Source organism: Microbacterium psychrotolerans, assembly GCF_031085295.1.
GTDB classification, from domain to species: Bacteria; Actinomycetota; Actinomycetes; order Actinomycetales; family Microbacteriaceae; genus Microbacterium; species Microbacterium psychrotolerans.
In genome coordinates, this window is the sequence record NZ_JAVFWO010000002.1 from 205,748 (window position 1) to 227,285 (window position 21,538).

23 protein-coding genes and 1 tRNA gene are annotated in these 21,538 nt (G+C 70.1%); 14 read left to right on the forward strand and 10 right to left on the reverse strand.

The genetic code is table 11. The features are described 5' to 3' along the window. Positions 1 to 3 precede the first annotated feature (3 nt). Together Q9R08_RS05640 and Q9R08_RS05645 are read right to left on the reverse strand one after the other, a co-directional pair. The gene (locus tag Q9R08_RS05640) at positions 4 to 219 is read right to left on the reverse strand and encodes a putative acetyltransferase (RefSeq protein WP_308866900.1); all 216 of its coding nucleotides are present in this window, start codon (positions 217 to 219) and stop codon (positions 4 to 6) included. Beyond that, the gene (locus Q9R08_RS05645; RefSeq protein ID WP_308866901.1) at positions 213 to 1,718 is read right to left on the reverse strand and encodes an SDR family NAD(P)-dependent oxidoreductase; all 1,506 of its coding nucleotides are present in this window, start codon (positions 1,716 to 1,718) and stop codon (positions 213 to 215) included. Before Q9R08_RS05645 ends, Q9R08_RS05640 begins: the two co-directional genes overlap by 7 nt. Before the next feature lie 25 nt (positions 1,719 to 1,743). On the opposite strand from Q9R08_RS05645, the gene Q9R08_RS05650 reads away from it, so the two are divergent. Then, on the forward strand, positions 1,744 to 2,160 hold the full coding sequence (locus Q9R08_RS05650; protein WP_308866902.1) for an NUDIX hydrolase: 417 nt from the start codon (positions 1,744 to 1,746) through the stop codon (positions 2,158 to 2,160). Positions 2,161 to 2,175: 15 nt separating this feature from the next. On the opposite strand, the gene Q9R08_RS05655 is transcribed toward Q9R08_RS05650, so the two are convergent. Next, a complete protein-coding gene (locus Q9R08_RS05655) occupies positions 2,176 to 2,715 on the reverse strand; it encodes a YaeQ family protein (RefSeq protein WP_308866903.1) in 540 nt (179 codons plus the stop codon). Between the two features lie 80 nt (positions 2,716 to 2,795). Between Q9R08_RS05655 and Q9R08_RS05660 the strand changes: the two genes are divergently transcribed. After that, entirely contained in the window at positions 2,796 to 3,209 is a 414-nt protein-coding gene (locus Q9R08_RS05660; RefSeq protein ID WP_308866904.1) for a YkvA family protein, read from the forward strand. Between the two features lie 63 nt (positions 3,210 to 3,272). On the opposite strand, the gene Q9R08_RS05665 is transcribed toward Q9R08_RS05660, so the two are convergent. Next, entirely contained in the window at positions 3,273 to 3,857 is a 585-nt protein-coding gene (locus tag Q9R08_RS05665) for a hypothetical protein (RefSeq protein WP_308866905.1), read from the reverse strand. Positions 3,858 to 3,895: 38 nt separating this feature from the next. After that, positions 3,896 to 4,723 carry an inositol monophosphatase family protein gene (locus Q9R08_RS05670; RefSeq protein WP_308866906.1) on the reverse strand — a complete coding sequence of 276 codons (828 nt, stop codon included), beginning with the start codon at positions 4,721 to 4,723 and terminating at the stop codon, positions 3,896 to 3,898. A gap of 94 nt (positions 4,724 to 4,817) precedes the next feature. Between Q9R08_RS05670 and Q9R08_RS05675 the strand changes: the two genes are divergently transcribed. Both Q9R08_RS05675 and Q9R08_RS05680 read left to right on the forward strand, forming a co-directional pair. Next, positions 4,818 to 4,893, forward strand: a tRNA-Lys gene (locus tag Q9R08_RS05675). Positions 4,894 to 5,039: 146 nt separating this feature from the next. Then, positions 5,040 to 6,275, forward strand: coding sequence for an MFS transporter (locus tag Q9R08_RS05680; protein ID WP_308866908.1), 1,236 nt, complete (start codon positions 5,040 to 5,042; stop codon positions 6,273 to 6,275). Positions 6,276 to 6,431: 156 nt separating this feature from the next. Here the strand turns inward: Q9R08_RS05680 and Q9R08_RS05685 are convergent, their stop codons facing one another. Genes Q9R08_RS05685 through Q9R08_RS05695 form a run of 3 tightly spaced genes read right to left on the reverse strand, consistent with a single transcriptional unit; the run spans position 6,432 to position 9,637 of the window. Next, positions 6,432 to 7,418 (reverse strand): fumarylacetoacetate hydrolase family protein, encoded by a 987-nt coding sequence (locus tag Q9R08_RS05685; protein ID WP_308866909.1) that lies wholly within the window; start codon positions 7,416 to 7,418, stop codon positions 6,432 to 6,434. Between the two features lie 30 nt (positions 7,419 to 7,448). Beyond that, the gene (locus Q9R08_RS05690) at positions 7,449 to 8,345 is read right to left on the reverse strand and encodes an MBL fold metallo-hydrolase (protein ID WP_308866910.1); all 897 of its coding nucleotides are present in this window, start codon (positions 8,343 to 8,345) and stop codon (positions 7,449 to 7,451) included. Continuing rightward, positions 8,342 to 9,637, reverse strand: a complete 1,296-nt coding sequence (locus Q9R08_RS05695) for an MFS transporter (protein ID WP_308866911.1) — start codon at positions 9,635 to 9,637, stop codon at positions 8,342 to 8,344. Before Q9R08_RS05695 ends, Q9R08_RS05690 begins: the two co-directional genes overlap by 4 nt. Positions 9,638 to 9,713: 76 nt before the next feature. Here Q9R08_RS05695 and Q9R08_RS05700 point away from each other — a divergent pair, with 76 nt between their 5' ends. Continuing rightward, positions 9,714 to 10,661 (forward strand): LysR family transcriptional regulator, encoded by a 948-nt coding sequence (locus tag Q9R08_RS05700; RefSeq protein ID WP_308866912.1) that lies wholly within the window; start codon positions 9,714 to 9,716, stop codon positions 10,659 to 10,661. Between the two features lie 86 nt (positions 10,662 to 10,747). Here the strand turns inward: Q9R08_RS05700 and Q9R08_RS05705 are convergent, their stop codons facing one another. After that, a complete protein-coding gene (locus tag Q9R08_RS05705) occupies positions 10,748 to 11,980 on the reverse strand; it encodes an MFS transporter (RefSeq protein ID WP_308866913.1) in 1,233 nt (410 codons plus the stop codon). Then, positions 11,977 to 12,435: a MarR family winged helix-turn-helix transcriptional regulator gene (locus tag Q9R08_RS05710; RefSeq protein WP_308866914.1), complete on the reverse strand. Its 459-nt coding sequence runs from the start codon at positions 12,433 to 12,435 to the stop codon at positions 11,977 to 11,979. The genes Q9R08_RS05705 and Q9R08_RS05710 overlap by 4 nt, the downstream gene beginning before the upstream one ends. Positions 12,436 to 12,638: 203 nt before the next feature. On the opposite strand from Q9R08_RS05710, the gene Q9R08_RS05715 reads away from it, so the two are divergent. From Q9R08_RS05715 to Q9R08_RS05755, 9 genes are all read left to right on the forward strand, one after another. Further along, entirely contained in the window at positions 12,639 to 13,838 is a 1,200-nt protein-coding gene (locus Q9R08_RS05715) for a substrate-binding domain-containing protein (RefSeq protein ID WP_308866915.1), read from the forward strand. A gap of 123 nt (positions 13,839 to 13,961) precedes the next feature. After that, the gene (locus Q9R08_RS05720) at positions 13,962 to 14,780 is read left to right on the forward strand and encodes an ABC transporter ATP-binding protein (protein ID WP_308866916.1); all 819 of its coding nucleotides are present in this window, start codon (positions 13,962 to 13,964) and stop codon (positions 14,778 to 14,780) included. Beyond that, complete coding sequence (locus tag Q9R08_RS05725; protein ID WP_308866917.1) at positions 14,777 to 15,517, forward strand: ABC transporter ATP-binding protein; 741 nt, start codon at positions 14,777 to 14,779, stop codon at positions 15,515 to 15,517. The genes Q9R08_RS05720 and Q9R08_RS05725 overlap by 4 nt, the downstream gene beginning before the upstream one ends. After that, positions 15,514 to 16,389 (forward strand): branched-chain amino acid ABC transporter permease, encoded by an 876-nt coding sequence (locus Q9R08_RS05730; RefSeq protein WP_308866918.1) that lies wholly within the window; start codon positions 15,514 to 15,516, stop codon positions 16,387 to 16,389. The genes Q9R08_RS05725 and Q9R08_RS05730 overlap by 4 nt, the downstream gene beginning before the upstream one ends. Continuing rightward, positions 16,386 to 17,546, forward strand: coding sequence for a branched-chain amino acid ABC transporter permease (locus Q9R08_RS05735; RefSeq protein ID WP_418001315.1), 1,161 nt, complete (start codon positions 16,386 to 16,388; stop codon positions 17,544 to 17,546). Before Q9R08_RS05730 ends, Q9R08_RS05735 begins: the two co-directional genes overlap by 4 nt. Beyond that, the gene (locus Q9R08_RS05740; protein WP_308866919.1) at positions 17,543 to 19,165 is read left to right on the forward strand and encodes a class I adenylate-forming enzyme family protein; all 1,623 of its coding nucleotides are present in this window, start codon (positions 17,543 to 17,545) and stop codon (positions 19,163 to 19,165) included. The genes Q9R08_RS05735 and Q9R08_RS05740 overlap by 4 nt, the downstream gene beginning before the upstream one ends. After that, entirely contained in the window at positions 19,162 to 19,854 is a 693-nt protein-coding gene (locus Q9R08_RS05745; protein WP_418001316.1) for a TetR/AcrR family transcriptional regulator, read from the forward strand. Before Q9R08_RS05740 ends, Q9R08_RS05745 begins: the two co-directional genes overlap by 4 nt. After that, entirely contained in the window at positions 19,854 to 20,606 is a 753-nt protein-coding gene (locus Q9R08_RS05750) for a 3-hydroxybutyrate dehydrogenase (RefSeq protein ID WP_308866921.1), read from the forward strand. The genes Q9R08_RS05745 and Q9R08_RS05750 overlap by 1 nt, the downstream gene beginning before the upstream one ends. Further along, on the forward strand, positions 20,603 to 21,535 hold the full coding sequence (locus tag Q9R08_RS05755) for an alpha/beta hydrolase (RefSeq protein WP_308866922.1): 933 nt from the start codon (positions 20,603 to 20,605) through the stop codon (positions 21,533 to 21,535). Before Q9R08_RS05750 ends, Q9R08_RS05755 begins: the two co-directional genes overlap by 4 nt. Positions 21,536 to 21,538: the final 3 nt, after the last annotated feature.

Sequence of the window (21,538 nt, forward strand, 5' to 3'; positions counted from 1 at the left end):
CCGTTACAGCGCTGCCGCCCGTCGAGGCGCGGGCGGCGGCGGCACTTCCTTCGCCGCGATGATGGCGCCGCGTGGGATGCGCTCGACGCCGCGCTTGCCGTCGACGACCACGGTCTCGGCATCCGCGCTCAGCAGCTCGCCGAGCGCATCCGTCGCCTGCCCGGTCGGCAGCAGATACCGCACCACCACGCGATGACCCGGCTCGGGCAGATTCACCATGCGCCGGGGGCGTAATCCTTGAGGAACACGCCGAACAGGTCTTCGCCCGCCTCGCCGCGCACGATCGGGTCGTAGACCCGCGCGGCGCCGTCGACGAGATCGAGAGGCGCGTGGAAGCCCTCCTCGGCCAGGCGCACCTTGGTCGGGTGCGGGCGCTCGTCGGTGATCCAGCCGGTGTCGACGCTCGTCATCAGGATGCGATCGGTCTCGAAGAGCTCGCGCGCACTGGTGCGGGTGAGCATGTTGACGGCAGCCTTGGCCATGTTGGTGTGGGGATGCCCCGGACCCTTGTACCCGCGATTGAAGACGCCCTCCATCGCGCTCACGTTCACGATGTAGGTGCGGCGCGCCGGGCTGGCCGCCATCGACGGCCGCAGCTTCGAGACGAGCAGGAACGGCGCGGTCGTGTTGGCCAGCTGCACCTCGAGCATCTCGAGGGGGTCGACCTCGTCGACGCTCTGCACCCACGAGTTGGTGTGGTCGAGATCGGGGATAAGCCCGCCGGCGTCGATCGCCGTGCCTGCGGCAAGGCGCTCGAGCGAGCTGGATCCGGCGGCCATGGCCTGCTCGGTCAGTTCGTCGGCGCGCGCGGCTGCCGCGGCGAGGATCGGGTGGGCGGTCACAGAGCGCTCCAGCGCCTGCGGGTGCCGGTCGTTGGTGTGGCCGAACGTGACGAGCTCGGGGAGCGGCCCGTCCGGCAGGGGCGCGAGCTCGGCGTCGACGAGCGGCTGATAGGCGCCCGGCGAACGGCGCACGGTCTGCGTGGCGTTGTTGATGAGGATGTCGAGCGGTCCCGCGGCCGCGACATCCTCCGCCAAGCCGATGACCTGGGCCGGATCACGCAGGTCGATGCCGACGATCTTGAGCCGGTCGATCCACTCCGGCGCGTCGGGCAGGCTGCTGAAGCGGCGCACGGCATCGCGGGGGAAGCGGGTCGTGATCGTCGTGTGCGCGCCGTCGCGGAGCAGACGCAGGGCGATGTACATGCCGATCTTCGCCCGGCCGCCCGTGAGCAGCGCGCGCTTGCCGGTCAGGTCGGTGCGGGCTTCGCGCTTGGCGTGGCTCATCGCGGCGCAGGCCGGGCAGAGCTGGTGGTAGAACGCGTCGACCACGGTGTACGGCTGCTTGCAGATGTAGCAGCCGCGGGCCTTGAGGAGGGTGCCGGCGGTGGGGGCGGTGGTCGCGGTCGAGATCGGGATGCCGCGGGTCTCGTCGTCGATCCGGTCGGGCGCTCCGGTGGCGGTGGCGGCGACGACCGCACGGTCGGCCTGCGCGATCGCCTCGCGGATCTCACGCCGCCTCACCTTCTTGACGGCCTTGAACATCGCCGCGGTCGCGCGGCGCACGGCGACGAAGTCGGGGTGCGTCTCGTCGAGGCCGGCCATGTTGTCGAGCACGCGGAGGGTGGTCGCCAGATCGTCCGGGTCGATGCCACTGGGGGGCAGGTCGGAGGGGGCGGAGGAATCGGGAAGCACACGTGATTCTACGCCGGGCGCCATGCACGGGAGCTGTTAGCGTGCCTTCGTGACCACTTCGGACGCCGCCCCGACCCGCGCCCGCAGCATCCATGTCTCGGCTGCGGTGATCGTCAACGAACGCGACGAGCTGCTGCTGGTGCGCAAGGCCGGCACGACGGCGTTCATGCAGCCCGGCGGCAAGCCCGAGCCGGGGGAGTCTCCGAGCCAGACACTGAGCCGCGAGCTGCTGGAGGAGCTCGGGATCTCGGTGGATGCGGAAGCGCTGCGGCCGCTCGGCTCGTACACCGCCGCCGCGGCCAACGAACCCGGATTCTTGGTGGTCGCGGATGTGTTCGCGACCGACATCGGTGCGCAGCAGCCGGTGATCGGCGCCGAGATCGAAGAGCTGCGGTGGGTGACGCGAGCCGACGCAGACGGGCTCGAGATCGCGCCGCTGGCCCGGGAGAACTTCCTCCCGGACTGAGCCGCGATACCGAGATCAGGCGGCCGGCTGCGTGTGGACGTCCGTCTCGAAGCTCGTCGCGTTGAGATCGAGGTAGATCCGGCGCTCGGTGATCGACACCGTCATGGTGTTGCGGCGCTCCAGCACGGCCGTGACGGCGTCCACGAAGCCGGGGTCGAAGCTGTGGAGCAGGATCTCGTCGCTGCGATGGATCCGCTTCCCGGCCCATGGCGCGGCGACCTTCGCCGGGTCCCGATGCGTGTAGACCCTGGTCCGCTCGGCCTGCACGCTGCCGGTGTGCAGGCGCGCGGCATCCGGAGCCCCCACCTCGATCCAGGCGACCAGGGCACCGGTGAGATCGCGCACGAGCACCGCCGGTTCGTCGGTGGCCGAGACGCCCTCGCTGAACGCGATGCCCTCCTCGTACTCGAGGCAGTAGGCCATCACCCGGGTGAGCATGAAGGCGTCGGTCTCGGACGGATGCCGCGCCACACGGACCGACAGGTCCTCGTAGACACCCCGATCGACGTCGGCCAGCTGAACCGCAAAGGTGTACATCGTCGCGCCGACTGCCATAGCGTCCGAGCCTACGCGGTGCAGAGGCTCAGGCTCGCCCGTCAGCGGCCGAGGGGCGGCGGCGGTGTTACAGTCGGCGGATGCCGGACTGGGCGATCGCGGTACTGGCGGTGCTCACGGGTCTTCTTGTGCTCTGGGCGGCGCTGCTGCTGATCCTGTGGGTGCAGGCCCGTCGCGCCGGACGGGATGTGGACTGGCGGCAGGTCGTGCGGCTCGTCGCCGACGTCGTCGTGCTGCTGCGCCGGCTGGTCGCCGATCCGCGGGTGCCGCGGGGGACTCGGTGGTGGCTGGGCGGGCTGCTGGTCTACCTGCTGCTGCCGATCGACCTCGTGCCCGACTTCATCCCGGTACTCGGCTACGCCGACGACGCCATCATCGTCGCGATCGCGCTGCGCTACACCATCCGCACCGCCGGGCGACCCGCGATCGAGCGGCATTGGCCAGGCACGCCCGAGGGCCTCGAGAGCCTGCTCGCGCTGGTGGGGGTGCGTTGAGCCGGCTTCGGAGACGACGCGCTGTCTGTGCAGCGGGTGCTGCTCGATTGCTGCGCGGGGGAGTCAGCTCTTCGGCCACTCGATCAGCAGCAGGCCCTGCTTGGTGTCGGAGACGGTCACGTAGCCGGCCGCGAAGAAGTACGTCATGCCGTACCCCTCGGCATCCGGCGCGATCGCCGTCTCGGAACTCTCGGTGATGTAGACACCCGCGGCGTCGTCCTCGCGCACCCAGCCCTGGGCGACGAGCTCGTCCTGCGCGTCGGCGGCCTCATCCTCCGAGATCGGGGCCCAGCCGAACAGCGCGCCGTGGTCGCCGGCGGGGCCCTCGAAATCGGCCCACATGCACTGCAGTCCGTCCTCGATCTCAGTGCTGCCGATGTAGAGCGGCGACGCCTGCGATGTCCAGCCGACACTCTCGTAGTCGGCGACGACAGAAGACCCGATGAGGGTGTCGCACGTGGGGGCCTCGGCCGCCTCGGGCTCGGCCTCCGGATCGGCCGTGGCCGAGGGTTCGGGAGCGGCCGACGTCGGCGTGGCAGCGTTCCCCGTCTCTTCGGGTGCGGGGTCCGGATCGGCGGCGCACGCCGACAGCAGGACCGCAGACAGGACGAGGGCGGCAGCGGTGCCGAGGATGCGAGGGGCAGGCATCGGTGAGGTCTCCGTGGGGGAAGGGAGGCGGGTGGGTGTCAGGGGGAGTGGAGCAGGTCGAGATACGCGTCGTGGAGGACGCCGTTCGTGGCGAGGGAGGAGCCTTCGGCCAGGGAGTCACGGCCGTCGAAGGACGTGAACCTGCCGCCCGCCTCGGTCACGATCGGCACCAGAGCGGCGATGTCGTACTCCTTGACACCGAACTCGGCGACGAACTCGAGGCGTCCCTCGGCGAGGAGCATGTACGGCCACGCGTCTCCGTAGCCGCGGTCGCGCCATACCGCCGACGTGAGGCGTTCCAGAGCGTCGAGCTTGCCGGCATCCCGCCACTGTCCGATGCTCTGGAAGCTCACGCTGGAATCGGCGATCGCATCGACCGCGGACACACCCAGACGCCGGGTGCCGCCCGACGGCGTGGTGGTCCATGCGCCGAGCCCCGTGGCCGCCCACCAGCGCCGACCGATCGCGGGCTGGCTCGCCACGCCCACGCGCGGGACGCCGTCGATCGCAAGGGCGATCAGGGTCGTCCACATCGGAATGCCCTTGAGGTAGTTCGCGGTGCCGTCGATCGGATCGATGATCCACTGCCGGTTCGAGTCGCCCGTGACCCCGTACTCCTCGCCGAAGACACCGTCGGCGGGGCGCTCGCTCTGGAGCAGCGCGCGCAGCGCCCGCTCGGTCGCGAGATCCGCCTCGGTCACGTGGCTCGCGTCGGCCTTCAGCCGGACGTCGAGATCCGCGGCATCGAAGCGGGACATGGAGGCCGCGTCCGCCGCGTCGGCCAGCTGCAGCGCCAGCTCGAGGTCGGGCCCCAGATCGCCCTCGAACGGCGTGTCGAACGTCGACGAGGGGGGAGGGGTGGTCACGGGATCAAGGATAGCCGGGGCGTTCCCGTCTCGATTTCACGAGACGCGATCGTGATGCTAATGTTGGTCCTCGGTTCGCCACGTTGTGAACTACGCACCTCTAGCTCAATCGGCAGAGCAACTGACTCTTAATCAGTGGGTTCTGGGTTCAAGTCCCAGGGGGTGCACCAACAGAAGAGCCGCCTCCCGCAGAACATGCGGAGGCGGCTTTTTGCTGCGGGCGGCATCCGCGCCATCGATGTGCGCGATCACCGAATCCATCTTCGCTGATGCCTTCGGACCCCCTTCAATGAGGGTGGAGTCGAAGGAGATTTCAATGACGAAGCCCAACCTCGAGGTCGCCCAGACGACGACCACTCGACGCGCCGGAGCCTGGCAGGCGACCCTCCTGCTGGCCGGCAGCTGCATGCCCGTGATGGGGTCCGTCCTCATCACTCCGGTCCTGCCCCAGCTCTCCGCGCACTTCGGCGACGAGCCTGGCGCGGACGTGCTGGTGCCGATGATCGTCGCGATCCCGGCGCTGATGATCGCGCTGTTCGCGCCGTTCGCCGGGCAGATCATCGACCGCACCGGTCGCAAGACCCTGCTGGTCGTGGCGATGTTCGCCTACGCCGTGGCCGGCACGGTGCCGGCGTGGCTCGACAACCTGACCGGCATCCTGATCAGCCGTGCCTTCGTGGGCCTCTTCGAAGCGGCCATCATGACCGTCTGCACGACGCTCATCGTGGACTACTTCCACGAGGAGCACCGCCGCAACAGGTACCTCAGCCTGCAGACCGTCGCCACGACCCTCGGCGCGACCGTGTTCATCGCCCTCGGCGGCGCGGTCGGCTCGGCGGGCTGGCATGCGCCGTTCTGGATCTACGCCATCGCGATCCCGATCGCCGTCGCCATGGTGTTCTCGCTGTGGGAGCCTGGCCGCGGCGACTCCACCGACCTCCACGTACCCGCCGGCGAGAAGGCCCGCGTGCCGTGGCGCATCCTCGGCCTGCCGCTCGTGGTCACCGTCTTCGCCGGCTTCACCTTCTACGTCATGGTCATCGAGGTCAGCTACCTCGTCGTCGGCACCGGCGTGGCCGCCGACGACACGGCCACGATCGGCCTGGTCGCCGCGATCGCCTCGCTCGCCACGGCGGGCGGCGCCTTCACCTTCCCGCGGATCGCGAAGGCCGGCACGCGGCTGCAGCTCCCGCTGGCGTTCGGGCTCCAGGCCGTCGGCATGATCATCGTGTGGCTCTTCGGCGGCTTCGCCGGGGTGCTGGTCGGCGCGATCGTCGCGGGCTATGGCTCGGGCATCCTGCTGCCTTCGCTCGTCACGTGGGTGGTGGCGCGGACCCGGTTCGAGGAGCGTGGCCGGGCGACCGGCTGGTGGACCGCATCGTTCTTCTTCGGGCAGTTCCTCACGCCGCTGCTGATGGGCGCGATCACGGCCGCCACCGGGGCCCCGTTGCCTGTCGCCGTGGGCATCGTGGGTATCGCGGCCGCGATCGTCGCCGCGATCCTCGCCGTCGTCCTGCGCCGGCAGCGGCCTGCTCCCGTCGCAGCCGCCTGATCGACGCGGAAGGGCCGGATCGTCCGTGGACGATCCGGCCCTTTCCCGTTCCTGCGGGTACTCGGCATCGGCGGTGACGGCCGCTGGCCCGACGGGGTCCGTGTCACTGCGCGTCGGCCTAGCGGTGTCGAAGCCGCCGCCTCGACCGGGAACGCGTCAGTGCGTGTCGGACTCGCGGTGCCGAAGCCGCGGGCGCGGGCGTGCGTGGGAGACGGCGGGGGCAGGCACCGCTGCGCCGACCGTGCCGACGAGTTCGCCGATGCCCTCCACCACCATGCGCACCTCATCGCCCTCCTGCAGCGGCGGCGGCACGAGACCGCCGTTGCGGCCCCACAGCTCGCCGAGGCAGCCGCCGTTGCCGACGGTGCCACTGCCCAGCACGTCGCCGGGAACCACGCGCGAGTTGCGCGACGCGTAGGCGACGAACTCGGGGAACGGCCACCCGGCGTTCGAGACGAGGTCCTCGCCGATCAGCGCGCCGTTGACGTAGACCTCGGCGCGGATGGCGAGGAAGCCGTCGGCGTCCAGGTAGGGCTCGAGCTCGTCGGCCGTGACGATCCATGGACCGAGCGCCGTGCCGAAGTCCTTGCCCTTCGCCGGCCCGAGGCGCACCTTCATCTCACGGCCCTGCAGGTCGCGGGCGGACCAGTCGTTCATGATCGTGTAGCCGAAGACGACGGATGCCGCATCCTCGACGGTCAGGTTCGACTCGCCGAGGTCGCGCGTTCCGCCGACGACCACGGCGACCTCCAGCTCGAAGTCGAGCCGGTCGGTGACCGGAGGGTGCAGCACGTCGTCGGGACCGAGGATCGTGTGAGGGTTCGTGAAGTAGAACGTCGGCGCCTCGTACCACTCGTCGGCCACGTGGCTCTTGCCCTCGACGCCGGCGCTCACCCCTTCGACGTGCTCCTCGAAGGCGACGAAGTCGCGGACGGATGCCGGCACCAGGGGCGCGAGCAGCCGCACGTCCGCGAGCGGTGCGCCGGTGCTCGCCTCGACCCGTGCGAACGCCGCGTGGGCGGCATCCAGGCCCTCCGTCAGCACATCGGTGACCGTCAGGCCATCGGGGAAGGCGACGACCCGATCGCCGACGACGAACCCCTCGTCGACGATCCCGTCATGACTCCAGCGGGCGATTCTCATTCGGGTGTCCCCTCTGTCGGCCTGAGCGCGTCAGGCGTGGCACTCCAGCGGCTGTGCGCCGTTGTACTCGTACATGTCCTGCCAGGCGGCCGGGATATCGGGCTCCCCACCCTCTGCTTCGGCGATCGCGCGATGAAGATTCCCCACGATCCGCTCCTTCTCCGCCAGTTCCGCGAAGCGACCCAGGTCGAGGCGGCGTGCCGCCTCGAGCGGGGAGAGTCCGCGAGCGCGGGCGTCCGCCGCAGCGTCGATCAGGAACCGCAGATAGTCGGCGACCGGAGCGAACAGCTCCGGCCCGCCGACCGGGCCGTGGCCGGGCACGACGATCTCGGGTTCCAGCGCCGCCATCTGCTCCAGGGCGCGCAGCCAGCCGGCGGGCGACCCCGACACCGCGAACGGCGTGCCGCCGTGGAAGACCAGGTCGCCGGTGAAGAGCACCCGCTCCCCGGGCAGCCAGACGTACGAGTCGCCCGTCGTGTGCGCCGGCGTCCCCGGGTGCCGCACCTCGATCCGCCGCCCTTCGGGCGCGATCGTCAGCCGATCGTCGAACACGACGGTCGGGAGCCGCGGCGTGACGTCGCCCTGCACGAACGGCGTGAAGATGTGCGGTGCGAGCCGGTGGGGAGCGCGCAGGTCATCGGCGACCCGGCGATGCGCGATGATCTCGGCGTCAGGCAGCAGCGAGGCGCCGTTGCAGTGATCGGGGTGGGAGTGCGTGAGGACCACCCGCCGGATGGGCGAAGACGCGACCTCCGCGGCCGCATCCAGGTACGCGCGCGTCCTCTCGGCCGTCGAGGTGACGTCGATGCTCGTGGCGCCGTTCGCGTCGTCGACGAGCCCCGTGTTGTTGATCATCCACCCGCCGTCGGGCTGGACATACGCCCAGACACCTTCCGCGAGCTGCTGCATCTGCGGGGCGTCGGTCATTCGGTCTTCTCCTTGGCGAAGCGCGGCAGCGTGAGGAGGATGACGGTGGCGACCACCATCATCGTCGCGGCCGTGATGAGCGGGATGTCGTAGCTGCCGGTGGCGTCGAACGCGAAGCCGGCGGTGACCGGGCCGAACGCGCTTCCGATCATGAACACGCTGTAGACGATGCTGTACAGGATGCCGAAGGCTCGCGGGCCGAAGTACCGCGAGCTCAGGTACCCCATCAGGTCGATCTCGGCGCCGAATCCGATGCCGATGAGGAGCGCGGTCAGGGGAGCGGCGCTTGGGCCTGCCCACAGCAGGAGAAGGCATCCGAGCGCGGCGGCGAGGAAGAGGGGAACGGCGACGTACGTGGCGTAGAACCGGTCGAACAGCCAGCCGATCAGCGGCCGGGCGATGACGGTTCCCACGCCCACCAACGACGACAGGAACGCGGCCCGCACGGGGTCGACCCCCGAGTCGATCAGCAGCGGCACGAAATGCGGCACCATCGTGAGCAGCGCCCAGCCGAGCAGGAAGAACACCACGCACAGGCTCCAGAAGGCGCGGTTGCGCAGCGCTGCGGCGACGGTGAGGCCCGGCAGGGTGGAGCGGTCGACGGCGGCGACGGACGCCGGCGCGCTCAGACGGGCGAAGAAGACGAGCACGAACGGCAGCGCGCCGAGCAGAGCCATCGTGAGGTAGGCCGCGCGCCAGCCGTTGTCGGCGATCACGATGCCCATGAGCGGTGGCAGGAACAGGCCTGCTGCGCCGAGGCCGCCCGCGACGATGCCGAGCGCGATGCCGCGGCGCCTGTCGAACTTGTCGACCACGGCCTTGGAGTACGTCACCGCCGAAGTGCCGGCGCCCAGGATTCCCGCGAGAGCGTAGAACGTGAGGAACGTCGCGAGATTCGAGGTGAACAGGCCGATCATGACCAGCACCAGCACGAAGAGCGGGATCGAGACGAGGGCGACGCGCTTGACACCGAGCCGATCCAGGAACCGACCGACGAAGGGAAGGGCCGCCGCGAGTCCGAGAGAGCTGACCAGCGACGCGAGGTTGATCTCGCCTCGGCCCCATCCGAACTCCGCCTGCAGCGGCACGACCATCGTGCCGAGGATGTAGCCCAGCGAGCTGAGCCCGACCGCCGCGCCGATCGTGCTGAACACGAGCGTCGGCCATCCCCGTCGGAATTCAGCGGTCGGCGCCGCCTGGGCTGAAGTGTGCGTACTGATCGTCTCGGCCATGAGGGTGCTGGTTCCTTCACCGGTGAAGTGGATGCCGCGCCCCGGCGCGCGACGCTCCATGGTTTCAGCGGCGTAGTATTCATGCAATCTGCAATCGAGCATGCGTGGTATCCATGCGATGGATAGTTGGAGCCCAATGGCGACGTTCGACCTGAACCTGCTGCGTCCGCTCCTGGTGCTGCTCGAGGAGCGGAACGTGACCCGCGCGGCCGAGCGGCTGCATCTCAGCCAGCCGGCGACGTCGGCCGCGCTGGCCAGGCTGCGCCGGCACTACGACGACGACCTGCTGGTGCGCGCCGGCCGCACGATGCAGCTGACGCCGTTCGCGCGGGATCTGCTTCCTGCGGTGAGTCGCGCCGTTGCCGAGTTGGAACCGGTGATCGACCGGAAGGAGTCGTTCGACCCCGCTGAGACGGAACGCCGCTTCGTCATCGGCGCCACCGACTACATGACGGCGATCCTCGCCGGGCCTTTGCTGCGGACCTTCTCGGCAGAGGCGCCGCGGGCGTCCGTCGACTTCGTGCCGCAGCCGGAGCGCGACGGAACGCTCAGCCCGTACAGCCGGGTGGACCTGATCGTCGGCCCGGTCGGGTTCAACATCTCGGGTCACAGCCAGGAACTGTTCACCGACGATTTCGTCCTGATCGCCGATCCCGACAATGCGGCTCTGTCCGCACCGGAGCCGAGCATCGCCCGCCTGTCAGAACTGCCTCACGCGATCGCGTATCTGAACGACCCCGACCGCGACAACGTGCAGGACCTTCTCCGCCGTGCCGGCATCGAGCACGTGGTCGGAGCACGTCTTTTCGGTCTCGCGTCACTCCCGCTGCTCGTGTCGGGCACCGAGATGGTGGCGCTGGTGCCCCGGATGCTGGCCGCCAAGGCGTCTCGCACGCTGCATCTCTCGATCTTCGAGCTGCCCCAGGGCTTCACGATCCCGATGACGGAGTGCGTCTACTGGCATCCGCGGGACGACGAGGATGCCGCCCTCGTGTGGCTGCGCGCGGCGCTGATGCGCACCGTTCCCGCCCTGTCGCGCGAACCCAGCGGGCCGCTCCCGAAGCGTCTGCGCATGACGGGATAGGCCCGAACGGTGAGCACCAGGAAGGGCGGTCCTCACGAACCGCCCTTCTGCCGTCGCGGTGGCGTGCGCTGCGACCGGTGGACGTCTCAGGCAGCGTCGCCGACGAGCACGGCGGCGGCCTCGTCGGCGGCATCCGCTTCGCGCTCGTCGATGCGGGCGAGGGCCCGTCGGCCGAAGAGGATCGTCGCGGTGGCGACCACGATGGATGCCGCGGCGAACAGGTACGGCACCGTCGGACCGTAGGCGTGCCACAACCAGGCGGCGAGCGGGGGAGCGGCGGCACCACCGAGGAACCTGACGGCCGAGTACGACGACGACGCGACGGAGCGGGGGAGGTCGGTCGCCTCCATGACGGACTCCGTCAGCACGGTGTTCATGATGCCGAGCAGCAGCCCGCCGACGATGATGCAGACGACCAGCGCCGTCGCGTCATCGACGAGGATGCCGGCAACGACGAGATCGATCGCCAGCAGCGGCAGAGTCAGCAGCATCACGGTCGTCCGTGCCAGCAACCGCAGCAGCAGGGGCGCGACCCACACGCTCGTGATCGCCAGCGCCACACCCCAGCCGAAGAATGTGAAGCCGATTCCCATGGCGCCGAAGCCGAGCGGGAACGGCGAGAACGCCAGCAGCACGAAGAAGCCGATGTTGTAGAACAGCGCGGTCACGGCGAGCACCGCGAGCGATGGGATGCGCAGCGCCTTGAACGGCGCGGACAGCGGCACGGGGACGGGCTTCTCGGCGGGTCCGCGCAGCAGCACGAGCACCGCGACGAAGGCGACCGCCATGAGCACGACGACGCCGAAGAACGGGCCGCGCCAGCTCAGCTCGCCGAGGACGCCGCCGAGGAGCGGGCCGATCGCGATGCCGAGACCGAGAGCCGCCTCGTACAGGACGATGGCGGCGCTGCTCCCGCCGGATGCCGCACCGACGATGGTCGCGAGCGCGGTCGAGATGAACAGTGCGTTGCCGAGGCCCCAGCCTGCCCGGAAGCCGATGATCGCATCGACGCTGCCGCTCAGGGAGCACAGCAGCGCGAACGCGACGATGAGGGCGAGACCGATGAGGAGGGTCGCCTTCGCGCCGATGCGGCTCGAGATCCAGCTGGTGACGAGCATCGCCAGGCCGGTCACGAGCAGGTAGCTCGTGAAGAGCAGCTCCGTCTGCACGGGGCTCGCCTCGAGCGACTCTGCGATGGCGGGAAGGATGGGGTCGACCAGGCCGATGCCCATGAAGGCCACGACGCAGGCGAACGCGACGGCCCAGACCTGCGCGGGCTGACGCCACACCGAGACAGCCGTACCGCCGTGCGCGCTCATCGGGCCGCCTCCGCGGCGTCCACGACGGGGAACGTGCGCGTACGGTCGAGCTTGCGCGTCAGGACGGCGGCCGTCGTCCGCAGTGCGGCCCATTCCGCCGGCTCGAGGTCGTCGAAGTGCGGCGCGAGCGCGGCGGTCAGCTGCAGCAGCCATGTCTGCAGCGCCTCCAGGCCGAGCGGTGTCACCTCGACGACCGTGGCGCGCGAGTCCGCGGCATCCGCCGTCTTCGCGACCAGCCCGTGCTCGGTCATCTGGCCGACGAGCCGGGTCATGCCGGGCTGCGTCACGCGGCTGAGGCGGGCCAGCTCACCGACCCTCAGCGCGCCATGGTCGCGGAGGATCGTGAGGGTGCGCCACTGCGCAGCGGGTGTCTCGTTCGCTGTCTCGAGCGCCGCGACGCGGGTCAGCGCGTGGGCGGCGACGATGAGGGTCTCGATGTCCTGATCGTGTGTCACCGAACAAGCATACCGCTGGTATATACCTGCGGTATCCAAATCAGCCCACGTCCCGATTGGATAACGACACCTCGGCGACATGCCCCTCGACTTGCGCCGGGGCCGCGCGTTTCCTAGATTGCAAGAACCTGAATCGGATCTCATGTTTGAGACGAAGCACCGGTTCCAGGCACCAGATCCTTCCAATGGGGAAAGGCACGCACATGCGGGTTACGAAGAAGTTGCTCCTGGGCTCCGTGGTCGTCACGGCAGCGCTGGCCCTGGCGGCGTGCGCGCCGTCGGCCGAGCCGAGCGGGGAGTCCACCGACGGAGGCGGACCCGAAGAGGTCACCGTCGGCATCGTCACGAGCGAATCCGGTCCGCTCGCCGGGTATGGCAAGCAGTACCTCGACGGGTTCCAGGCCGGCCTGGACTACGCCACCGACGGCACGGGCGAGATCGACGGCACGACCATCACCATCGAGAACCGCGATGACGCGGGAGACCCCGACAAGGCGGTCACCGCCGTCAAGGAGCTCATCGGCGAGGGCGTCAACATCATCGCCGGCACGGCGTCGTCGGGCGTGGCGCTCGCGGTCGCCGAACAGGCCGAGCAGAACAAGGTGCTGTACATCTCCGGCCCGGCCGCCGCCGACGCGATCACCGGCATCAACGACTACACGTTCCGCTCCGGCCGTCAGAGCGCGCAGGATGTCGCCACCGCGGGCACATTCCTCGACGACATCGAGGGCAAGACGGTGACCGTGTTCGCCCAGGACAACGCCTTCGGACAGGGCAACGTCGCCGCCGTCGAGGCGATCCTCGGCGGCAAGGGCGCCACCGTCAACTCGGTGCTCGTCGCGGAGGACGCCACCGAGTTCACGCCGTTCGCGCAGCAGGTGCTCGCCGGCAGCCCCGACCTCGTGTTCGTCGCGTGGGCCGGCGCGACATCGGGCGCGATGTGGCAGGCGATGAGCCAGCAGGGCGTCCTCGACGAGATCCCGGTCGTGACCGGGCTCGGCGACTCGGCGACGTTCGGCGCCTACGGCGAGGCATCGGAGAAGATCAACTTCCTGAACCACTACTTCCCGGGAGCTCCCGACAACGACGTCAACACCGCGATGGTGGAGGCGATCGAGGACGCGGGCGGCACGGCCGACCTGTTCAGCCCCGATGGCTTCAACGCGGCGATCATGATCGTCCAGGCGATCAAGGAGGGCCAGGGAGACGTCGACGCGATGGTGTCCGCGCTCGAGGGCTTCGAGTTCGAGGGGCCGAAGGGCGCGATGACGGTCCGCGAGAGCGACCACGCCCTCATCCAGGAGATGTACCAGGCCAAGCTCGTCGCGAAGGACGGCACGTTCGTGCCCGAGCTCGTCGACACGGTCTCGGCCGATGACGTGGCGCCGGCCGAGGCCGAGTAACGGCATCCGGCGACCCATGTCGGCGAACGAGCGCAGCGAGACGGCACCCCGCGTGGCGACACGTCTCGTCTGCTCGCTGCGCTCGTCGCTCTACGACCAGGTACAACGAGAGGCACCGCGCCCATGAGCAAGACCGTCCCGTCCGCGCCGCCCGTCGCCGACGCCGCGCGCCGCGGCTCCCCGCTGCGCATCGAGGGCCTCGGCCTTCAGATCGGCGGCGCGACGATCCTCAAAGACGTCGAACTCGACATCGCCGCCGGGTCCCTGGTGGGAGTCATCGGCCCGAACGGCGCCGGCAAGACCACTCTGTTCAACGTCATCTCCGGGCTGATGAAGCCCACGTCCGGCCGCGTGGTGCTGGACGACCGGGACATCACGACGGCGTCGGTGCCGGCGAGAGCGCGAGCGGGACTGGGGCGCACCTTCCAGACGGCGAGCCTCTTCCCGAAGCTGACGGTGCTCGAGAACGTGCGCCTCGCGGCTCAGGTGTCGCTCGGCGGCTCGGGGTCGCTGCTGCGCTTCCCTCGGCGGACGGATGCCGCCACCGAGCTGGCACTGGGCAAGCTCGACGTCGTCGGGCTCAGCCACATGCGCGACGCGATGGCCGGGGACATCTCGCACGGCGACAAGCGGAAGCTCGAGATCGCGGTGCTGCTGGCCACGGAGTCGAGCATCGTGTTGCTCGACGAGCCGATGGCCGGCGTCGGCTCGGGCGATGTGCCCGGCCTCGTCGAGAACATCCGGGCCATGCAGCGCGAGAAGGGCTGCACGCTGCTGATGGTCGAGCACCACATCGACGTGCTCATGGGGCTCGTCGAGAAGGTCGCCGTCATGTACTTCGGCACGATCATCGCCTACGACACCCCCCAGCGGATCATGGAGAACCCTCTCGTGCAAAGCGCATACCTCGGCACCGGGTCGGCCGGAACGGAGGCCGCATGAGCGCGGCATCCCCGGATGGGCGAGCCTCGGTCGCTCCCGTCCTCACGGTGCGCGACCTGCGCTGCTCCATCGCGGGCCAGCAGGTCGTCGAGGACGTCTCGTTCGACGTCCCGGCCACCGGCATCACCGCGGTCCTCGGCCGCAACGGCGTCGGCAAGACATCGACGCTCCGGGGCATCCTCGGTCTCATCTCGCGCCGCGGCGAGGTCCGCCTCGCCGGCGAGCGTATCGACGGACTGCCCACCCATCGCATCGTGCGCCGCGGCGTCGGCTACGTACCCGAGGACCGCGAGGTCTTCGCGAAGCTCACCGTCGCCGAGAACCTGGCCCTCGCGGAGCGGCAGCGGCAGCCTCGCCGCGAGTTCGTGGCCGAGCTCTTCCCCGATCTCGTCGCGCGGCGGGACCAGCAGGCGGGCACGCTCTCGGGCGGCCAGCAGCAGATGGTGTCTGTGGCTCGCGCGCTGATAAACGACAACATCCTGCTGCTCGTCGACGAGCCCACCAAGGGCCTCGCGCCGAAGATCGTCACCGAGGTCGCCGACGCGCTGCAGGAGGCGTCCAAGACCGTCCCGATCCTCCTCGTCGAGCAGAACCTTGAGGTCGTGCGGCGGCTCGCCGACGACGCCATCGTCATCGCGGGCGGACGCGTCGCCCACGTCGGCAAGGCACGCGACATCCTCGACGACGAAGACCTCACCCGCCGCCTCCTCGGAGTCCACGTGGAGCACGCCGCATGAGCACCCTCGTCCTGACCCTCATCACCGGCGTCGGCCTCGGCGCCCTGTACTTCCTGGTCGCGAGCGGCCTCAGCCTCATCTACGGACTCATGCACGTGCTCAACTTCGCGCACGGTGCGTTCCTCACCTTGAGCGCCTTCATGGGGTGGATGGTGGCGCAGGCGCTCGGCACCGCATCGTGGGGGTCCTTCCTGCTGTCGGTGATCGCCGGCGCCGCGGTCGGCGCGGTCTTCGCGACCCTGACCGAGCTCGTGCTCATCCGCCCGCTGTACGAACGCCACATCGAGCAGGTACTCGTCACGGTGGGTCTCTCGTTCGCGGCCGTCGCGCTCTTCGAGGGGATCTGGGGCACCGACCCGATCCACATCGCCGGACCGCCGTGGCTCAAGCAGACGACAGAGGTGCTCGGCGCCCGCATCCCCAACACATACTGGGTGCTCATGGTCGCCGCCGTCCTCGTGCTGGCCGCGCTCGTACTGTTCCTGCAGAAGACCCGCTACGGCATGATCATCCGGGCCGGCGTCGAGAACCGCTCGATGGTCACGGCTCTCGGCATCGATGTGCGGCGATCCTTCACTCTCGTCTTCGCGATCGGCGGCGCCGCTGCCGGCATCGGCGGCGTTCTGGCGATGCACTACTCGACGTTCGTCTCGGCGCACCTCGGACAGACGCTGCTGATCTTCGCGTTCATCGTCACGGTCGTCGGCGGGCTCGGATCGCTCACCGGCGCCGCCGTGGCGTCGGTGCTCGTCGCGGTGCTCCAGCAGTTCGCGAACTTCTACCTCGGCGGCACCGGCGACTTCATCGTCGTGATCCTCCTGGCACTCGTGCTGCTGGTGCGCCCGAGCGGACTCCTCGGGAGGAAGGCATGACCCCTCGACAGGCTCGGCGACCGGGAGGCGATGTCCCGCGCCCTCGCGTGCGTCGCTTCGTCCCCGCGATCGTCGGCATCGCTCTGGTGGTCTTCATGGCGGTGCTGCCGCTGCTCAACCTGTCGCTCCCGGGAGTCCTGCCGACCCCGACGTACATGCCCGGGACGCTGGCGCTGCTGTCGCTCTGCATGGTGTTCGCCGCGCTCGCGCTGTCGTACAACCTGCTGCTCGGATCGGGCGGGATGCTGTCGTTCGGGCATGCCCTCTACTTCGGCGCCGGCGCGTACGGCCTCGGCATCGCCCTCGAGCACTTCGGCGTGCCGCTGTGGCCGGGCGTCTTCATCGCCCTGATCGGCGGCATGATCATCGCCCTGGTGACCGGCGCGGTGGCGATGCGGGTGTCGGGCATCCCGTTCGCCATGGTGACGCTGGCCTTCGCCCAGGCGGGCTCGGTGCTGGTGCGCCGCAACTCGCAGATCACCGGCGGGGAGGAGGGACTGAGCCTGAACACGGATCAAGTGCCGGACTTCCTCATCGGCGTCGTGAACACGCGGAACCTCTACTGGTTCGCCCTCGGCGTCCTGGTGATCGTGTACCTCGTGACGTTGTGGGTCGACACCTCGCGCCTCGGTCACCTGGCCCGCGCGACGCGCGAGAACGAGCAGCGCGTGCGCGTGCTCGGTCTGTCGCCGTACCGTGTCCGGCTCATCGTCTTCGTGATCGCCGCAGGCCTTGCGAGCCTCGCGGGCGTCGCCTACATGCTGCTGCAGTCGGGCACGGTGCCCCGATCCGTGTCGGCCGACCTCACGATCACCGTGCTCGTGATGGTGGTGCTGGGTGGCGTCGGGTTCCGATGGGGTGCGATCGTTGGCGGTGTGCTCTACACGCTGCTCGATCAGCGACTGACGGTTCTCGCCGGATCCGAAGCGATCGCCGGGCTGCCCGACGTGCTGCGCGTGCCGCTCTCGGAGCCACTGTTCCTCTTCGGCGTGCTGTTCATCGTCGTGGTGATGTTCCTTCCGGGGGGCATCGCCGGCACGATCGACGCCGCCGTCCGCCGCCGCCGCGGTGAGAGGGTGCGCGATGCGCTGCGCCGGCTCGACGACACCGACGAGGCGGCAGAAGAGCCCACCGCCGCAGACCGGGTGGGCGCATGACCTCGACCGCCGATCCCGACATCGACGACGGGCCGCACACGATCGGCCGTTGGATCGTCGACCGTGCGACCCGCTCACCCGAGCGCATCGCGATCGACGACCGCGGCGTGACGACCGACTACGTGACGCTCGCAGCCCGTGCGACGGAACTCGCAGACGCCCTGCGCCGGGCCGGCTACGGTCCGGGCGATCGCATCGCCACCGTGTCGGGCAACTCGACCGATCACGTCGTGGCGTTCTTCGCCTGCGCGATCTCGGGCATGGCGTTCGTGCCGCTCTCGTGGAGGCTCACGCCGCGGGAGCTCGCCGATGTGCTCACCCGCGCCGAGCCTGCGCTGGTGCTGATCGAGGACGAGCATGCCGCGCTCGCCGGCGAGGCGCTGCGCGTCGCGGCAGTGGCGGCGCCGGTCGCGCTGCTGGGTACGACAGGGGTGGAGAGCTCCGCCCCTCGCGCGGCGAACCCTCGACGGCGACGGCCGGTGCGCGATGACGACCCACTGCTCGTGATCTTCACGTCAGGGAGCGAGGCGGCCCCCAAGGGCGTCGTGCTCACGCACGCGAACTGCTTCTGGAACAACCTCGCGCTCGCGCAGGCGCTGCCGCTCGGCCAGGACGACGTCGTGCTCGCGATGCTGCCGCAGTTCCACGTCGCCGCGTGGAACTGCCAGCCGCTGCTGGCCTGGTGGGTGGGAGCCACCGTCGTGCTCGAGCGTTCCTTCCAGCCGACCCGCGTGCTGCAGCTCATCGCCGACCGGCACGTCACCGCGATGATGGGCGTGCCGACGCAGTACGCGATGCTCGCGAGCGACCGCGAATGGGAGACGACGATGCCCGCGGCATCCCTGCGGCTCGCCCTGGTCGGCGGCGCGACGATGCCGGCATCGCTGCAGGAGGCGTGGACGGCGAGCGGCATGCCCCTGACGCAGGGGTACGGACTCACCGAAGCGGCACCCAACGTGCTGCATCTCCCTGCCGCTGAGGCCGCCCGCGCGCCGGGTGCCGTAGGGCGTCCGTACCCGCACGTCTCGGTGCGCGTGGTCGACCCGGCGTCGGAGCTTCCGCTCGAGGGCGAGGCCACCGGCGAGCTCTGGGTGCGCGGCCCCAGCGTGTTCGCGGGCTACCTCGGCGACGATGCGGCGACGGCACGAGCGATGAGCGGGGACTGGCTGCGTACCGGCGACCTGGTGTCTCGTGATGCCGACGGCGTCTTCCGGGTGGTCGACCGCCTCAAGGACATCTTCATCTCGGGCGGCGAGAACGTCGCCCCGGCCGAGGTCGAGTACGCGCTGTGCCTGCATCCGCTCGTCGCGGCCGCGGCCGTGGTCGGCGTGCCCGACGAGGTGTGGGGGGAGCGGGGCGTCGCATTCGTGGTGCCCGCCCTCGGAGCGGCGGTCTCGGCGGACGAGCTGCTCGCTCACGCCCGCCGCAACCTCGCCGCGTTCAAGGTGCCCGTGCATGTGGAGCTGGTCGACGAGCTGCCGCGCTCGTCGATCGAGAAGCTCGCCCGCTCGCGACTGCGCGATCGGGCTCGGGTGCTGGTGGCGCGCTCGTCGGAGCGCGCCGACGGGGAGAACGGGCGGGCCGCGACCGGCGCGCCCACGAGGGGGGAGACCCGATGAGTATGTCCGATGAACTGGTCGACCACGAGGAGGCGCTGGTCTCGTCCGCGACCGGCCGACCGCTGACCAAACGGGGCGAGGCGACCCGGCGTCGGCTGCTCGAGGCGGCGGAGCTGGTGTTCGCCGAGCAGGGATACCACGAGGCATCCATCGTCAAGATCACCGAGCGCGCGGGCATCGGACTCGGCACCTTCTACCTCTACTTCGACAGCAAGCAGGCGATCTTCGAAGCGCTCGTGCTCGACCTCAACCGCCGGGTACGGCACTCCATGTCGGAGGCGATGGCCGGGGCATCCTCTCGCCTGGAGGCCGAGCGTGCGGGCTTCGCAGGGTTCTTCCGGTTCACGGCCGAGCACCCCGCGCTGTACCGCGTGGTGCGCGAGGCCGAGTTCGTGTCGCCCGAGGTTCTCCGTACGCACTACACACGCATCGTCGAGGGATACGAGGCGGGTCTGCGGGCCGCACAGGCGGCAGGCGATGTCGACCGCGGCCTCGACCCCGAGACCACCGCGTGGGCCTTGATGGGCATGGGCGAGCTGATCGGCATGCGGTTCCTGCTGTGGGAGCGCGACGCCGACGGCAAGCCCCCCGCGCAGCTCGACCCGGTGGTGTTCGCCGGTATGACCCGATTCATCGACAACGCCCTCGCCCCGCGAGCGGGCAGCGGCGACCGAGAGAAGGAAGCGTGATGGCAGAGAAGGACCTCGCGGGCAAGCGCGCCCTGGTCACGGGCGGCGCGAGCGGCATCGGCCTGGCCTGCGCGCACGAGTTCGCGTCGCGCGGTGCGCACGTCGTGATCGCCGACCTCAATGCGGATGCCGCGGCCGAGGCTGCGACCGCCGTCGGCGGCGAGTCGTGGGTGGTCGACCTTGCAGACACGAGCGCGCTCGACGACCTGACCCTCGACGTCGACATCCTCGTGAACAACGCGGGCATCCAGCGCGTCGCGCCGATCCCGGAGTTCGACCCCGAGGCGTTCCGGCTGATCGTGCGCCTGATGCTGGAGTCGCCCTTCCTGCTGATCCGCGCCGCGCTGCCGGGGATGTACGAGCGCGGCTGGGGGCGCGTGATCAACATCTCCAGCGCGCACGGCCTGCGCGCGAGCGCGTTCAAGTCCGCGTACGTCTCGGCCAAGCACGGCCTCGAGGGCCTGTCGAAGGTGACCGCCCTCGAGGGCGCGCCGCACGGCGTCACGAGCAACTGCATCAACCCCGCCTACGTGCGCACACCGCTCGTCGAGAAGCAGATCGCCGACCAGGCGAAGGTGCACGGGATCCCCGAGAGCGAAGTGGTCGAGAAGATCATGCTCACCGAGAGCGCCGTCAAGCGGCTCGTCGAGGCCGACGAGGTCGCTTCGCTCGCAGGGTGGCTGGCCTCCGACAAGGCCGGCATGGTCACCGGCGCCTCGTACACGATGGACGGCGGATGGACGGCCCGGTGAGCGCGACGGAGGCGGGACACCGCTACCGCGAGATCGATGTTCCGGTCGCGGGCGGGATGCTGCACGCGGCCGTGTGGGAGCCGTCGGATGCCGACGCCGACGCGGCCACCGCGTTGGTGGTGCACGGCGTCACAGCCTCGCACCTCGCGTGGCCCTTCGTCGTGGAGCGCCTGCCCGGGGTTCGCGTCGTCGCGCCCGACCTGAGAGGCCGCGGTCGCAGCAACGGCATCGTCGGCCCGGCGGGGATGGCCGCGCATGCCGATGACCTCGCAGCGCTGCTCGATGCCCTCGGGATCGAGCGGACGCTTGTGGTCGGCCACTCGATGGGCGCGTTCGTCTCGGTCGTGCTCGCTCACCGGCACCCGGAGCGCGTGTCGAGGCTGCTCCTCGTCGACGGCGGGCTGCCCCTCGATGTCCCGGCGGGACTCAGCACCGACGAGCTCGTCGCCGGCATCCTCGGACCGACCGCGACGCGGCTGTCGATGAGGTTCGCGAACGCGGGGGAGTACCTCGACTTCTGGCGGCGGCATCCCGCGTTCGACGGCGCGTGGACGCCTGAGCTGGAGCGGTATCTGGCGTACGACCTCGTCGGCGACGGCGCGGGGGCGTTCCGTCCGGCGACGAGCTACGCGACGACCGCCGACGACACGCTCGACATGAACGCCGGCACAGCACTGCCCGAGGCGCTGGCCGGGCTGCAGCATCCCGCCCGTCTCCTCACCGTGCCGCGCGGCCTGCAGAACGAGCCGCCCGGGCTGTACGCGCCCGCACACCTGGATCGGCTGCTCGCCGCCTATCCCCGCGTGGCGCACGAGCGGGTCGACGGCTTCAACCACTACACGATCGTGATGTCGCCTGCGGGCGCGGATGTCGTGGCCGCCGCCGCTCGCGAGGAGCTCGCTGCGGCGACCACGCCCATCAGGCCGTGAGTC

Coding starts and splice junctions, on each gene's coding strand:
- Q9R08_RS05745 (WP_418001316.1), top strand. CDS start 19,162: ATGAGTATGTCCGATGAACTGGTCGACCACGAGGAGGCGCTGGTCTCG.
- Q9R08_RS05730 (WP_308866918.1), top strand. CDS start 15,514: ATGAGCACCCTCGTCCTGACCCTCATCACCGGCGTCGGCCTCGGCGCC.
- Q9R08_RS05700 (WP_308866912.1), top strand. CDS start 9,714: ATGGCGACGTTCGACCTGAACCTGCTGCGTCCGCTCCTGGTGCTGCTC.
- Q9R08_RS05705 (WP_308866913.1), bottom strand. CDS start 11,980: ATGAGCGCGCACGGCGGTACGGCTGTCTCGGTGTGGCGTCAGCCCGCG.
- Q9R08_RS05685 (WP_308866909.1), bottom strand. CDS start 7,418: ATGAGAATCGCCCGCTGGAGTCATGACGGGATCGTCGACGAGGGGTTC.
- Q9R08_RS05690 (WP_308866910.1), bottom strand. CDS start 8,345: ATGACCGACGCCCCGCAGATGCAGCAGCTCGCGGAAGGTGTCTGGGCG.
- Q9R08_RS05750 (WP_308866921.1), top strand. CDS start 19,854: ATGGCAGAGAAGGACCTCGCGGGCAAGCGCGCCCTGGTCACGGGCGGC.
- Q9R08_RS05695 (WP_308866911.1), bottom strand. CDS start 9,637: ATGGAGCGTCGCGCGCCGGGGCGCGGCATCCACTTCACCGGTGAAGGA.
- Q9R08_RS05660 (WP_308866904.1), top strand. CDS start 2,796: ATGCCGGACTGGGCGATCGCGGTACTGGCGGTGCTCACGGGTCTTCTT.
- Q9R08_RS05655 (WP_308866903.1), bottom strand. CDS start 2,715: ATGGCAGTCGGCGCGACGATGTACACCTTTGCGGTTCAGCTGGCCGAC.
- Q9R08_RS05665 (WP_308866905.1), bottom strand. CDS start 3,857: ATGCCTGCCCCTCGCATCCTCGGCACCGCTGCCGCCCTCGTCCTGTCT.
- Q9R08_RS05735 (WP_418001315.1), top strand. CDS start 16,386: ATGACCCCTCGACAGGCTCGGCGACCGGGAGGCGATGTCCCGCGCCCT.
- Q9R08_RS05640 (WP_308866900.1), bottom strand. CDS start 219: ATGGTGAATCTGCCCGAGCCGGGTCATCGCGTGGTGGTGCGGTATCTG.
- Q9R08_RS05715 (WP_308866915.1), top strand. CDS start 12,639: ATGCGGGTTACGAAGAAGTTGCTCCTGGGCTCCGTGGTCGTCACGGCA.
- Q9R08_RS05680 (WP_308866908.1), top strand. CDS start 5,040: ATGACGAAGCCCAACCTCGAGGTCGCCCAGACGACGACCACTCGACGC.
- Q9R08_RS05740 (WP_308866919.1), top strand. CDS start 17,543: ATGACCTCGACCGCCGATCCCGACATCGACGACGGGCCGCACACGATC.
- Q9R08_RS05645 (WP_308866901.1), bottom strand. CDS start 1,718: ATGGCGCCCGGCGTAGAATCACGTGTGCTTCCCGATTCCTCCGCCCCC.
- Q9R08_RS05725 (WP_308866917.1), top strand. CDS start 14,777: ATGAGCGCGGCATCCCCGGATGGGCGAGCCTCGGTCGCTCCCGTCCTC.
- Q9R08_RS05720 (WP_308866916.1), top strand. CDS start 13,962: ATGAGCAAGACCGTCCCGTCCGCGCCGCCCGTCGCCGACGCCGCGCGC.